Raw genomic sequence first — 13,210 nt, 5'->3', positions numbered from 1 at the left:
CCTTTAAATAATCAAACGCTGTCAGACAGCGCGGGAGAAGGTAAGGGTAAAGTAACCGGCCAGCAAAAGCGAACGCGCGCACCGCCCAGCGGGCTGGCATCAATTGTCACGCGCCCCTCAAACGCCTGCGCCACCGAGTGGACAATCGCCAGACCCAGGCCACAGCCACCGGTGGCACGATCGCGGCTGGGGTCAAGCCGGACGAAGGGTTCAAAAACGCGCTCGCGTTCCGCTGGTGGAATGCCGGGGCCATCATCTTCCACCTGGAGGCAAAGCCTGTCGTTGTCCACCCCAATGCCAATGCGTATCCGGCTGGTGGCGTAACGCAGCGCATTATTCACCAGATTATCGAGCACCCGCGCCATCAGACGGCTGTCCACCATGCCGCTGACGGGCTGTCGCGGTCTGTCCAGTTCAATGACAAAATCCTGGTTTATAAGACGGATATCCGTCAGCCGCTCTTCCAGCCAGCCGGTGAGATCCAGCCGCTGGGCATGCAGTTCCACCTGCGGGCGGTCGAGGCGGGCATAGGTCAGCATCTCATCTATCAGTGCCTCCAGCTGGCCGATATCACGATTGAGTCCCGCCGCCTCCGCTTCTGTCAGATTTTCGCTCATCGCCAGACGGTAGCGCAGACGGACCAGCGGGGTGCGGAGTTCATGAGCGATGCCATCCGTCAGCCGTTTCTTGCTGGCGACCAGCGTATTAATATTATCCGCCATCTGGTTAAACGCCACGCCAAGCCGTAACAGGTTTGAGGTGTTGTCGAAATGCACGCGTTCATCCAGATGCCCCTGCCCAAACCGCTGTGCCGCTGTTTCCAGCCTTAGCATCTCTTTCCAGTGGGGCCGCATCCAGATAAACACCGGCAGCGCCAGGGAAATACCGATCAGCGCCAGCAGCGCAATGTCGAGCAGTCGCATTTCGTGAAGAAAGAACAGGTAGGGAATAGGACCCACCGCGAGTACATAGTGGCTGCGTGGAATATGCTGAATAAAGGTGTACTCATCATCAAGCGCCACAATTTCACCCGCCCGTAGCCTGCGCTGCGTGGCAGGATCGAGCTGATATTTATTTAACGGCTCGATATGCAGCTCAAACGAGAGATTCAGGTCGAGATTGTTAATGGTTTTTGTCCACTCGCGAGGCGGAATTTCCCGCAGCTCGCTGCGCATCAGATAGAGTGAGCTTTTCATCAGGTCGTTCATCGACTGGCGGCCAGCGCGCTCGGCAGTGAATTTGTAAACGAGGCCGACCAGCATCGCCATCACCAGAAAGCAGACGAAGAGCAGCAGATAAAACTGAACAAAGAGTTTTCTCACGGCATATCCCAGGCGTGCGGAGCAAACAGATAGCCTTTATTACGGATTGTTTTGATGCGGTAGGGCTCGGTGGCACTATCCAGCAGCTTCCTGCGCAGTCGCGAAATAGCCACGTCAATGCTGCGATCCAGACCATCGTAAGCCACGCCGCGCAGGGCTTGCAGCAGGGCATCGCGGTTCAGGATCGTGCCCGCATGCGTTGCCAGCTCCCAGAGAAGATCGAAGTCGGCCGTGGAAAGAGGAATACTATCGCCGCCCAGCGTCACCTGGCGGTTCACGGGATCAACCGAGAGCGTGCCAAAACAGAGCGGCTTCTGAACCTGCATCTGCGCAGCAACCGCATCGGTAGTGCCGCTGCCAGCCTGACGAAGATGCAGACGAAGCCGGGCCAGTAATACCGCGGGTGGCGTCGTCTTCAGAATATAATCGCTGGCGCCCATTTCAAGCGCGAGGATGTGATTCATATCGCTGTCCAGCGAGGTCAGCAGCACCAGGGGACCTGTCCAGCTTTTCCCGGCGCGTAAGTCCCGGCACAGCGTCATGCCATCCTTTCCTGGCAGCATAATATCGAGCATCACCAGGTCAGGTGAGACGGCGGCGATGGTTGCTTCGGCACGGTCGCCTCTGGACTCGACGATCACCTCAATATCGTGACGGCTGAGATAGGCAGCAATCAGTGACCCCACATCCGGATCGTCTTCAACGAATACAATTCTGTTCATAGGGAGATTTTTCTAAAAATAGAGGCAGCAAGAGTACCCGTTGTTTTGCCTGCCAGCCAATCATGGACGCTAAATAAAGTTCAATGAGTAGTATACGGCGCGTAAAATATGCCATTATATTAGCAGGGTTGTTACGGCAGCCTGTGGAGAACCATTAATTGTGAAAGGAGTGTAAGGGTGTCTGATAAAGAGCTGGCTTCTGCGGTGCACAGTGATCCTATCTGCCTTAATTATATCGACTTTCTCTCTGCCTCCTGCAAGAAACGCTGGCGTTTTGTCGACGCGATTTACGGCGTTCTTCCCATCTTCGGCATGGTGACCAAAAATTCTCCCGACCTGATGCAGCCGCCTTCCGAAAGACTGAAAGCGCTGGCGTTACAGATTATCTCCACTCAGGTCAGTGACGAAATCAATATCGCCCGCCTGATCACTCTGGCTGAGCAGCAGCGCATCCGCCTGTTCGATATTCTGCTCCCTTATCCGCTCTCAGAGGCGCAGCTTGAGGCGATTCGTCAGGAGTATGTCAAACCTCTTGAACTCCAGCAGAGCCACGATCGTTTAACGGTTCGCATCCCGCACTTTTCTCACTAGCTGACCGGCATTCCCGCTGTATGACCCTTCTTCGCGCCCTTTATCGTCTGCGGCGGCCGACCTTGGCATAGCTGGAATAACTGGCCGCTTCTGATATTGATTCCGGTAAATCAGGCACGTTAAGGCGAATCAGACGAATGGCGGAGACGGGGAGAGTATTTAAGGCTTACCTGAAACGATCGGGTTGCAGCTTAATAGCGACAGGGTGTTCCGAATCCCGCCCGGCGATGGGCGGGATCGGCAGGCGTTAGCGCACCAGCATCCAGAGCGCCGGCGCCGAGCCCAGCACCAGGACGCCCATCGACATTTTCTCAAGGCCGCTGAGTTTGCCAACGCCGCGTCCGTTACGACGGGCGAACAGAAACAACATCACGCCAGGCGCATAGAGCACCACGGAGAGCAGCAGATGCAGCGGGCCGGAGGCATAGAGTAGCCAGAGGCCGTAGGCGCTCGCCCCAGCAGCCACCGCCATTACGCCAGGTTTTTTCATGCTCCAGGCAACCTTAAAAAGGTATGCCCCCACCAGAAAATAGGGCACCAGCACCATTTCAGATGCGATGGTCAGCAGGGTGCTGTAATCCGATCCGGTTAACCAGATAAGAATAAGGCAGAGCTGCACGCTGAGATTGGTCAACCAGAGAGAGGCCGCGGGGGCACCGCGAGCGTTCTGCCGGGCGAGCGAGCGGGGAAAGGCCCCTTTTTCGGCGGCGAGCATCGGGACTTCCGCCGCCATAATCGTCCAGCTCAGGTAAGCGCCGCACACCGAGACCACCAGCCCCAGCGCGATAATCAGGTCCCCCCAGGAGCCAATCAGGCGGGTCATCAGGCCAGCCATAGAAGGATTGCGCATCCCGGCCAGCTCCGCCCGCGGCACTATGCCGAGAGAAAGGAGCGTCACCAGCAGATAGACAACCAGCGCCGCCACTACCGCCAGCAGGGTGGCTTTACCCACATCTCTTTTATTCTGCGCTCTGGCCGAGACCACCACCGCGCCTTCCACGCCGATAAATACCCACAGCGTAATCAGCATGGTGTCTTTCACCTGTTGCCAGACAGGCGTACCGAGATCGACACCGGTAAAGTCGAACTTAAAGCGATCGAGATTAAATGCCAGCGCCGCCAGCACGATAAACAAGCCCAGCGGAACCAGTTTGCCCAGCGTCGCCAGCAGATTAATGCTGGCCGCCGTCTGCACCCCGCGCTGAACCAGCCAGTGGACCAGCCAGAGCAGGAGTGAGGCGCCCAGCATCGCCTGCCAGGTATTGCCGTCGCCAAAGACCACATGGTCGGGTGAATCGGTAAAGAAGCTTAGCGCTGAAAAGACGATCACCAGATAGGAAACATTGGCAATCACCGCGCAGAGCCAGTAGCCCCAGGCGGAACAGAAGCCGACCAGCTCGCCAAAACCCTCTCTGGCATAGGTGAAAATTCCACCATCCAGATCCGGCTTCAGGCGGGTAAGCAGCAGCAGGGCGAATGCCAGCAGGATAATACCCACGCCGGTTATCGCCCAGCCAACCAGCAAGGCTGCCGGGCTGGCGACCGCTGCCATATTTTGCGGCAGGCTGAAAACGCCCGCGCCGAGCATAGAACTCAACACCAGCGCGGTCAGCGCGGTAAGGCCTAATTTTTTGTTCAAGGAATCGTCCCGATAGCAGAATAAAAAACCACGTTCAGAGCGGCATCTCGCGTTTCATGCAGGTGGTTTTGCCTGAATACCGATTATAGCCCTGAAACCGGCTGGCGATTTTACGGAGTGCGTTCAGCAGATGCAATGTGAAGAGGGGCAATAAGTGCGTGTTTATGCAAAAAAGATGTAATTACTATGCACAGGCGGGCGTGATGGGAAAGAAAGACGGCCAGCAGGCCGTCTTCAGAGACTATTTAAAGAGATCCGCAGAGATGGTCAGGTTACCACCGCTCTGGTTTGACCACTGACGGGTGACATGATAGTACTTGGCGCCTTTATCGATGGCAGCGCGGCCAACGGCCTCGGAGACTTCCGTTGGCGTACCGAAATGGCCGGTAAAGGTCACGCTGTCGAACGGTTGCATTTGCGCTGCGGTGATGGCGTTCACCTCCTGCACGCTCTTGCCGTCAGGCGTGGTCACCGTATAGCGCTGACCCCGTGAACTCTGCGTTTCATAGAAACGGCCCACGTTGGTGCTCGGTGTTGCAGAAGAGGCGACGCCCGGGATCTGGACCGTTTTCGCCGCAGTGCCACCAGCCGCCAGCGCCGCTTTGCCCGCTTCGGAATCAGCCGGGATCAAATCGGGAGACTGAACTTTGCGCTCCGGTGCATCCGCTTTATAGATATAGGCGGTGATGTACTGGTTACCGCCGCTGTTCGCATCAACCTGGCGAACAATAAAGAAGGAGGCTGCGCCTTTCTTTTTGGCTTCGCGTGTTATGGCGTCATTCACATCCGGCTGGCTGCGGTAAAAACCACTGACTGAAACGGTGTCATAAGGTTCCAGCTTAAAGGCTTCCTGCTTGTTCAGTTCGCGCACGCCGTTAATCACGCGGTCACGGCTTTGTTCCTTCGCTTCAGGGGCATCGGCATGATAGAGGTCAGCCACGACGCGCCAGTTGCCGCCATTACCGTTAGTATCATTAATGCCCTGAATATAAAAGGCGGCGGCGCCGCGCTCATCAGCGCGTTTGGAGATGGCGTCGGTCGCGTCGCCGATGGCATTAAAGCGGCCTGTGACGGTGATACGGTCAAAAGGCTTCAGCGCTGCCGCTTTTTCCGGCGTCAGTTCCTGCGCCGCTTGTGCGGTTAATGCGGTGAGTGACAACAGGGCTGATGCCAGAATGGTAATCTTCAGCTTCATAAAAATAATCCTTCGCCTTGCGCAAAAAATGAGTATGAAAACGTGCTGGACTCTTGATGTGTAACAGATTAGCTGCCGATTATTGCATGTAATAATGCCTCTGTCTCAGCCATTTTGAGCCATTAAGCCAGGCGCCCTGTGCAGAATAAGTTGGCGTAACAAATTACTGCAAAACAGTGGGATTTTTTGTACAGCAGCAAAACAGGCTATTTTTTGCTGCACCAGCAGCGTTAATGCTTTGTTAAATAGTGATTTTAATCGCTATCGCGCCTCTCATGGCAGAAATTTAACCAGCAGATTATCTGTATAAAATGCGGAAATTCAGCCATTAAATAACGTCTTTGCCCCTTGCCTGTGAATTATTATCGGCAATGTGCAGAAACGGGCCGGGCTTAGCTGGATTGCGGGACATATTTTCAGTAGCTTATAAACAGTTTGACACAAATCCTCTGAAGGTCACGCCGGCTGTCGGAGGCAGGACCACCATCATACCTACTGATGAAAGGGAATATTATGCTAATTGGAATAACCAAAGAAAGGTTGCCCAACGAAGCGCGAGTTGCTGCAACACCGAAAACGGTAGAGCAGTTATTGTCGCTAGGCTTCAGCGTTACGGTAGAGCGCGGGGCAGGGAAACTGGCAAGCTTCGATGACGCGGCTTACGCTGCTGCAGGCGCAACGCTGAGTGATACGGCCAGCGTCTGGCAGGCCGATATCATCCTGAAAGTTAACGCACCGGATGATGAAGAGATCGCCCTAGCGCGCGAGGGCAGCACGCTGGTGAGTTTTATCTGGCCAGCCCAGAATCCGGAACTGCTGGAGAAACTCGCGGCCCGTAAGGTTACCGTGATGGCGATGGATGCCGTACCGCGCATCTCCCGCGCCCAGTCGCTGGATGCGCTGAGCTCGATGGCCAATATCGCGGGTTACCGCGCCATCGTTGAAGCCGCGCACGAGTTTGGCCGGTTTTTTACCGGCCAGATCACCGCCGCGGGTAAAGTGCCGCCCGCGAAAGTGATGGTCATTGGCGCAGGCGTGGCCGGCCTTGCGGCAATCGGTGCGGCAGGTAGTCTGGGCGCGATCGTACGTGCCTTCGACACCCGTCCGGAAGTGAAGGAGCAGGTGCAAAGTATGGGCGCTGAGTTCCTCGAGCTCGATTTTGAGGAGGAAGCGGGCAGCGGCGACGGCTATGCCAAAGTGATGTCAGAAGCCTTTATCAAAGCTGAAATGGCCCTGTTCGCCGCGCAGGCTGAAGAAGTGGATATCATCGTCACCACCGCGCTGATTCCGGGGCGCCCCGCACCGAAGCTTATCACCGCAGAGATGGTCGCTTCGATGAAGCCAGGCAGCGTGATCGTTGATCTGGCCGCCCAGACCGGCGGGAACTGTGAGCTGACGGTGGCGGATCAGGTGTTCGTCACGGAGAACGGCGTGAAGATCATCGGTTATACCGACCTGCCAAGCCGTCTGCCGACCCAGTCATCTCAGCTTTATGGCACCAACCTCGTTAATCTCCTTAAGCTGCTCTGCAAAGAGAAGAACGGTGAGGTTGCGGTTGATTTCGAGGATGTGGTGATCCGTGGCGTGACCGTCGTGCGTGAGGGCGAAGTCACCTGGCCTGCGCCGCCTATCCAGGTTTCAGCCGCGCCAAAGGCGGTGCCAAAAGCCGCAGCGCCGGTGGAAAAGCCGGAAGAAAAACCCGCTTCGCCTTACCGGAAGTATGCGCTGTTCGCGCTGGCCATCATTCTGTTTGGCTGGCTGGCGAATGTGGCCCCTCCGTCGTTCCTCTCCCACTTTACCGTCTTTGCGCTCTCTTGCGTGGTCGGTTATTACGTGGTCTGGAACGTCAGTCACGCGCTTCATACGCCGCTGATGTCGGTGACCAATGCCATCTCCGGCATTATCGTGGTCGGTGCCATACTGCAAATCGGCCACGGTGGCTGGGTAAGCTTCCTGTCGTTTATTGCGGTACTGATTGCCAGCATAAACATCTTTGGTGGGTTCACCGTCACTCAGCGTATGCTGAAAATGTTCCGTAAAAACTAGGGGATAAACAATGTCTGGCGGATTAGTTACTGCAGCATACATTGTTGCCGCACTGCTTTTTATCGCGAGCCTGGCCGGGCTCTCAAAACATGAAACGTCCCGGAAGGGCAACCTGTTCGGGATCGCCGGGATGGCGATCGCCCTGATCGCCACCATCGCAGGCCCGGACAGCGGCAACGTTGCCTGGATCCTGCTGGCGATGGTGATCGGCGGTGCCATCGGTATCCGGCTGGCGCAGAAAGTTGAAATGACCGAAATGCCGGAACTGGTGGCGATACTGCACAGTTTTGTCGGTCTGGCCGCGGTTCTGGTCGGCTTCAACAGTTATATCGATCATGCTCCCGGCATGGAGGCTGTGCTGGAAAATATTCATCTGACGGAAGTCTTTGTTGGAATATTTATCGGTGCCGTCACCTTTACCGGTTCTCTCGTGGCGTTCGGCAAACTGCGGGGCAAAATCTCCTCGCGTCCGCTGATGCTGCCACACCGTCATAAGCTGAACCTGCTGGCGCTGGTTGTGTCGTTCTGCCTGCTGCTCATCTTTGTCCGTACCGACAGCATCGCGCTTCAGGTGATTGCGCTGCTGCTGATGACGCTGATTGCGCTGGCGTTCGGCTGGCATCTGGTGGCTTCCATTGGCGGTGCTGACATGCCGGTTGTGGTGTCGATGCTCAACTCCTATTCGGGCTGGGCGGCGGCGGCGGCGGGCTTTATGCTCAGCAATGACCTGCTGATCGTCACCGGTGCGCTGGTCGGCTCAAGCGGTGCGATACTCTCTTATATCATGTGTAAGGCGATGAACCGCTCGTTCATCAGCGTGATTGCCGGCGGCTTCGGTACCGACAGCAGCTCCACCGGTGAAAGCGAAGAGCAGGGTGAATACCGTGAAATTGATGTGCAGGGTACAGCAGAACTGCTGAAAAACTCTGAAACGGTGATCATCACTCCCGGCTATGGCATGGCGGTGGCGCAGGCGCAGTATCCCGTGGCTGAAATTACCGAGAAGCTTCGCGCCCGCGGCATTAAAGTGCGTTTCGGCATTCATCCTGTGGCGGGACGTCTGCCAGGGCACATGAACGTCCTGCTGGCTGAGGCGCGTGTGCCTTATGATATCGTGCTGGAAATGGATGAGATCAACGACGATTTCAGTGAGACCGACACGGTGCTGGTGATTGGTGCGAATGATACCGTAAACCCGGCCGCACAGGACGACCCGCGCAGCCCGATAGCGGGTATGCCGGTGCTGGAAGTGTGGAAGGCGCGCAACGTGGTGGTCTTTAAGCGTTCGATGAACACTGGCTACGCTGGCGTACAGAATCCGCTGTTCTTTAAAGAGAACACCCAGATGCTGTTTGGCGATGCGAAGGCAACGGTCGACGCCATCCTGAAAGCGCTGTAAAAAGCCGGGGCAACCCGGCTGGACAGGTCAGCGTAATCAGCTGGCCCGATACGTTTAAACCCGCGCCCTGGCGCGGGTTTTTTTAATCATCTTCGTCGTCATCAAGCTCAACCGGAGAAGTAAAGCCATCAGGTTTGATTGCCAGCAGATCGCAGCGCAGATGATCGATAACCTGTTCAGCGGTATTGCCAAGAAAAGCCGCTGAAAAACCGGTGCGGCCAATTGTGCCCAGCACCACCACGCCCGCATCCAGATGGTCGGCGAGATCGGGGATCACTTCTTCCGGTAAACCTTTATCCACGTGCGTCATTTTTTCATCAATACCAAATTTCTGACGGAGCGCCTTCATCGCCAGAAGATGCTGACCGCGGATGGCATCGTTATAGACGCTGGGGTCAAAGTCCGGTAGCTCGATCGCTATATTGATAGGGGTAACAGGATAGGCACCGACCAGATGCACTTCGGTTTTGTTCACCATCTGGGAAAGCTCCAGCGTCTCCTTCACCAGCTTGGCATTCAGCGGATCGTGATGGGGTTCTTCACTGGCAAGGTTTACGGCCACCACGGCTTTACCGCCTTCCGGCCAGGGCTGGTCTTTTACCATCCAGACAGGACAAGGACATTTGCGCAGCAGATGCCAGTCGGTCGGGGTAAACACCACCGCCTGCAGGCGATCGTGCTGATGGGCCATTTTCAGCAGAAGATCGTAACGGCCCTCAATGACTTCCTGAATAATCGCTTCGAACGGGCGATTATGCCAGACCACTTTAATATCAATCTCTACGCCCGCATCCAGATAAGATTTCGCCTGCTCGCGGATCCATTCGGTTCGCTGACTGACCACGCCCTGACGCATAGTGGTGCGTTCATCCGGTGAAAGGAGGGTGGTCATCTCATATGAGAAATCATAAATCGGCAGAAACGCGGTGATGCGGCCACCCAGACGCTGGTTCAGATAGACGGCGCGGCGAAGGGCCGGCTGATCGTCCTGCTGTGGATCGATGGCCACGAGAATGTTTTGATATTTAACCATAACGGTTTCTCCAAACGCTGAGCTTATTTGCTTAAAGATAGCCCAAGCGTGGCTGGCGCAGAAGCAAAAACTTGTAGCGGGATCAATATAATAACAATTAGTCAGCGAAGCATTGGCGGGAGAATGGGCAGGACGGAGTGTTAAATACCGGGCTGCGGGAGCAGCCCGGTTTGTCGTCAGGCGATGGCGCGGCTCTGACCGGCCAGCTGCGAAAGCAGTTCATGATTTTCGATAGTGATATATTTGCCTTTTACCGCCAGCATGCCGCTTTTCTGGAACCGGCCCAGCAGACGACTGATGGTTTCCACCGTCAGGCCCAGATAGTTACCGATATCGCCACGGGTCATGGTAAGGCGGAATTCACGCTGCGAGAAGCCGCGCTGGCCAAAGCGGCGCGACAGGCCATAGATAAAGGCCGCCAGACGCTCTTCGGCATTTTTCTTCGAGAGCAGCAGGATCATCTCCTGATCGCCCTTAATCTCGCCGCTCATCAGGCGCATCATCTGCTGACGCAGGCTCGGCATTTTACCCGAGAGATCGTCGAGCGTCTCAAACGGAATTTCACACACCATCGCCGTTTCCAGCGCCTGAGAAAAGCTTGGGTGCTCGCCCGCGCTAATGGCATCAAAGCCCACCAGATCGCCCGCCAGATGGAAGCCGGTGATCTGCTCATCGCCCTGTTCGGTAATGGTGTAGCTTTTGATGGTCCCGGAACGAATTGCATAGAGCGATTTCAGCTCGTCTCCCGCTTTAAACAGCGTCTGACCTTTCTGAATCGGCTTTTTACGTTCAATGATATTATCAAGCTGATCGAGTTCATGCTCGTTCAGCGTAAAAGGAATACAGAGCTGGCTGATGCTGCAGTCCTGGCAATGGATTGCACAACCGCCCGACTGTATGCGTCTGGAGATAATACGCTTTTCCGGGATCATAATTTACGCTCGACTGATTATTGACTAAGGTCAATTTTAACATTCATCGGGCATAAAATGGAACTGATCAAACCTGTTTTAGCCATATAAAAACCAGGGACGCTCGTCGTTGCGGTTATCAGCTTGTAACAAAACAATCGAAAGCCGTTGAATTCTCTTGGGAAATGCATTGCAGCGTGCCATTTTTATCACAGGGCAAACTTTGTCATCAAATATAACCTCGTTTATTATCAAATAAATACCCTGAAGCGTACCGGATTTTCAGGCAGGGCGCGTGCGTTCGCCACTCTCTTAACGACATTAATTGGCTGAATCATTATTATTTTCTTTCAGAATCCCTTCTTTCCAAACGAAAACAGGATAATTTTTCGCGGCAAGCCGGAGGAATATGAAAACAGGTATTCACCGTACCCGCATTAATTATCCAGGTACAGAATAAGCCGGGTCACACATCAGCGATTAAACAGCTCAGCTAAGGTGAGGGTATCAAAGATCGCACGGCAGGGAAGATTTGCTAAACTAGCCAGGTAATCACTAAACCTGCGCAGGCGATGTGGCTGGTGCAGGCTAAATCGGGGGAACACCATGACAGACCTTGAAGATGAAGACCTGTTCCGGAGTGCGATGGGTGACGTCACGCCCTTAAAAGCGCCCACCGATATACACTGGCTGAAAACCCCGAACAGGCCGGTGCGGAGAACACCTGATGAGGAACAGCTAGATAACCCGTTAGCGACCGGCTTTTTGACGATTGTCCCGCTTACCACGCCGCTGGAATATAAAGCCGAAGGGATCCAGCAGGGGGTGCTCGACAAGCTGCGTCTGGGGAAATATCAGCAGGATGCCAGCCTTAACTTGCTTCGCCAGCCGGTGGAACTCTGCCGCCAGTCGCTTTATACGTTTATGCTTCAGGCGGAGCGGAATAACTGGCGAAACCTGCTTATTGTTCATGGCAAAGGGCGTGAAGATGGCTCTCACGCCAATATCGTACGCAGTTATCTGTCGCGCTGGCTGCAGCAGTTTGAGGCGGTTCAGGCTTTCTGTATCGCCCAGCCGCAGCATGGCGGCAGCGGAGCCTGCTACGTTGCGTTACGGAAAAGCGAACAGGCGCGTCAGGAAAACCGGGAACGCCATGCAAAGCGCAGTCGCTGAGATCGAATCCCGGCTGTCGCTTATGCCTGACCTGGGTGACTTTTGCGGATTGTGGAGATCAGCACTTCGCTACTGAAGCTGAGGCGGGAGCCGGAGCGGGTAATGATCCCCACCGGCTCTCCGGGGCCATGCGAAGCGACAGGCAGTGCCGCCAGCGAGCGGTGCAGCAAATCGTCTCGAATGGCACCGGAAGGCACGAACCAGACGTAGTTATAGCGCAGCGCCAGCTGCCGGGCGAGGGAGGTGGAGGACGTTTCCACCAGCGTGGCGGGAAGGCGGCAATTCTGCTCGCGCAGCATGGCTTCCGCTATCCTGCGTGGCGCAGTACCTTCAGGCGAAATCACCACCGGCCAGGCAAGCGCTTTGGAAAGCGTGACGTTGTCACGTAGAAGCGGATGATCAGGGCGCACCACCAGCCGGAGCGATTCGAGAAAGAGCAATTCATAGGTCAGCCCGGTCATCATCTCCGGATCGGACATTCTGCCGATGCCGACGTCAAATTCACCCGCTTTCAGTCCGGCCAGCAGGACATTATTATGCAGCGTGGCAACCTGAACTATCGCCTGAGGCTGTTCCTGATGAAACCGTTCAAGGATAGAAGGGAACATTCCCAGCGCAACGGTGGTCAGTACGCCCACCCTGAGCACGGCCGGCTCCTCCAGCTCAACAGGGCGAAATGCCTGTCCCGCATGATTCAGGGCATCCAAAATTCTGACAGCATGCGTCAGAAACTGCTCGCCCATCGTAGTCAGTTGCGCGCCAAGACGGCCACGTTCAAACAGCCGTGCACCCGCCAGCGCCTCCAGCTCATTGAGCGTTTTTGACAACGCGGGCTGGCTGAGCGATAGCGTCTCCGCGGCGCGGCCCAGCGTGCCTTGCTGAGCGACGGCCACGAAGGTATGCAGATGGCGCAGGCGAATGCGCTGATTAAAAAGATAATTTTTGTCCATACCTTACGTTAAGCAGGGGCTGACAGCACGGCAAGTCTCCGTTATGAAATCTGTTAACCTTATTGCAATTATTCATTAACATTTAAGCCTGAAAGCCGCTTATCCATTACTTTTAACCCTGACAAGCCGTGGTCACTATTCATTGTACTTATCGAAAGAGTTGCGCATTCGCCGTCATGAGAAGTCTCGGGTTGACCCCTGTGCTTTTTACTAAAATAAATGTCGCTGC

The 13,210-nt window shown here is 55.3% G+C and carries 11 protein-coding genes; 4 read left to right on the top strand and 7 right to left on the bottom strand.

Annotation, left to right across the window (positions count from 1 at the left end; genetic code table 11):
• Nucleotides 1-11 precede the first annotated feature (11 nt).
• Nucleotides 12-1,322, bottom strand: coding sequence for a two-component system sensor histidine kinase RstB (gene rstB, locus EA20_RS0117940; protein WP_024968142.1), 1,311 nt, complete (start codon nucleotides 1,320-1,322; stop codon nucleotides 12-14).
• Nucleotides 1,319-2,044, bottom strand: a complete 726-nt coding sequence (gene rstA, locus EA20_RS0117935; protein WP_024968141.1) for a two-component system response regulator RstA — start codon at nucleotides 2,042-2,044, stop codon at nucleotides 1,319-1,321. The genes rstB and rstA overlap by 4 nt, the downstream gene beginning before the upstream one ends.
• Nucleotides 2,045-2,221: 177 nt before the next feature.
• Between rstA and EA20_RS0117930 the strand changes: the two genes are divergently transcribed.
• Nucleotides 2,222-2,635, top strand: a complete 414-nt coding sequence (locus EA20_RS0117930; RefSeq protein ID WP_024968140.1) for a hypothetical protein — start codon at nucleotides 2,222-2,224, stop codon at nucleotides 2,633-2,635.
• 247 nt (nucleotides 2,636-2,882) lie between these two features.
• Here the strand turns inward: EA20_RS0117930 and EA20_RS0117925 are convergent, their stop codons facing one another.
• Nucleotides 2,883-4,274 carry an amino acid permease gene (locus EA20_RS0117925; protein WP_024968139.1) on the bottom strand — a complete coding sequence of 464 codons (1,392 nt, stop codon included), beginning with the start codon at nucleotides 4,272-4,274 and terminating at the stop codon, nucleotides 2,883-2,885.
• 241 nt (nucleotides 4,275-4,515) lie between these two features.
• A complete protein-coding gene (gene ydgH / locus EA20_RS0117920; protein WP_024968138.1) occupies nucleotides 4,516-5,469 on the bottom strand; it encodes a DUF1471 family protein YdgH in 954 nt (317 codons plus the stop codon).
• Between the two features lie 513 nt (nucleotides 5,470-5,982).
• Here ydgH and pntA point away from each other — a divergent pair.
• Both pntA and pntB read left to right on the top strand, forming a co-directional pair.
• Complete coding sequence (gene pntA, locus EA20_RS0117915) at nucleotides 5,983-7,515, top strand: Re/Si-specific NAD(P)(+) transhydrogenase subunit alpha (RefSeq protein WP_024968137.1); 1,533 nt, start codon at nucleotides 5,983-5,985, stop codon at nucleotides 7,513-7,515.
• 10 nt (nucleotides 7,516-7,525) lie between these two features.
• Complete coding sequence (gene pntB / locus EA20_RS0117910; protein ID WP_024968136.1) at nucleotides 7,526-8,914, top strand: Re/Si-specific NAD(P)(+) transhydrogenase subunit beta; 1,389 nt, start codon at nucleotides 7,526-7,528, stop codon at nucleotides 8,912-8,914.
• Nucleotides 8,915-8,996: 82 nt separating this feature from the next.
• Here pntB and uspE read toward each other — a convergent pair whose 3' ends face one another.
• Together uspE and EA20_RS0117900 are read right to left on the bottom strand one after the other, a co-directional pair.
• Entirely contained in the window at nucleotides 8,997-9,947 is a 951-nt protein-coding gene (gene uspE, locus EA20_RS0117905) for a universal stress protein UspE (protein ID WP_024968135.1), read from the bottom strand.
• A gap of 176 nt (nucleotides 9,948-10,123) precedes the next feature.
• The gene (locus tag EA20_RS0117900) at nucleotides 10,124-10,879 is read right to left on the bottom strand and encodes an FNR family transcription factor (protein ID WP_024968134.1); all 756 of its coding nucleotides are present in this window, start codon (nucleotides 10,877-10,879) and stop codon (nucleotides 10,124-10,126) included.
• Between the two features lie 585 nt (nucleotides 10,880-11,464).
• On the opposite strand from EA20_RS0117900, the gene smrA reads away from it, so the two are divergent.
• Entirely contained in the window at nucleotides 11,465-12,031 is a 567-nt protein-coding gene (smrA, locus tag EA20_RS0117895) for a DNA endonuclease SmrA (protein ID WP_024968133.1), read from the top strand.
• A 20-nt stretch (nucleotides 12,032-12,051) separates the two neighbouring features.
• Here smrA and EA20_RS0117890 read toward each other — a convergent pair whose 3' ends face one another.
• Complete coding sequence (locus EA20_RS0117890) at nucleotides 12,052-12,981, bottom strand: LysR substrate-binding domain-containing protein (protein WP_024968132.1); 930 nt, start codon at nucleotides 12,979-12,981, stop codon at nucleotides 12,052-12,054.
• Between the last annotated feature and the right edge of the window lie 229 nt (nucleotides 12,982-13,210).

It is taken from the genome of Pantoea sp. IMH, assembly GCF_000599885.1.
In the GTDB taxonomy this organism is placed as follows: Bacteria; Pseudomonadota; Gammaproteobacteria; order Enterobacterales; family Enterobacteriaceae; genus Erwinia.
The sequence above is the reverse complement of the archived record's forward strand: the minus strand, read 5'-3'. Positions and strand labels throughout refer to the sequence as shown.

Coding starts and splice junctions, on each gene's coding strand:
- rstA (WP_024968141.1), bottom strand. CDS start 2,044: ATGAACAGAATTGTATTCGTTGAAGACGATCCGGATGTGGGGTCACTG.
- ydgH (WP_024968138.1), bottom strand. CDS start 5,469: ATGAAGCTGAAGATTACCATTCTGGCATCAGCCCTGTTGTCACTCACC.
- pntA (WP_024968137.1), top strand. CDS start 5,983: ATGCTAATTGGAATAACCAAAGAAAGGTTGCCCAACGAAGCGCGAGTT.
- smrA (WP_024968133.1), top strand. CDS start 11,465: ATGACAGACCTTGAAGATGAAGACCTGTTCCGGAGTGCGATGGGTGAC.
- EA20_RS0117900 (WP_024968134.1), bottom strand. CDS start 10,879: ATGATCCCGGAAAAGCGTATTATCTCCAGACGCATACAGTCGGGCGGT.
- pntB (WP_024968136.1), top strand. CDS start 7,526: ATGTCTGGCGGATTAGTTACTGCAGCATACATTGTTGCCGCACTGCTT.
- uspE (WP_024968135.1), bottom strand. CDS start 9,947: ATGGTTAAATATCAAAACATTCTCGTGGCCATCGATCCACAGCAGGAC.
- EA20_RS0117890 (WP_024968132.1), bottom strand. CDS start 12,981: ATGGACAAAAATTATCTTTTTAATCAGCGCATTCGCCTGCGCCATCTG.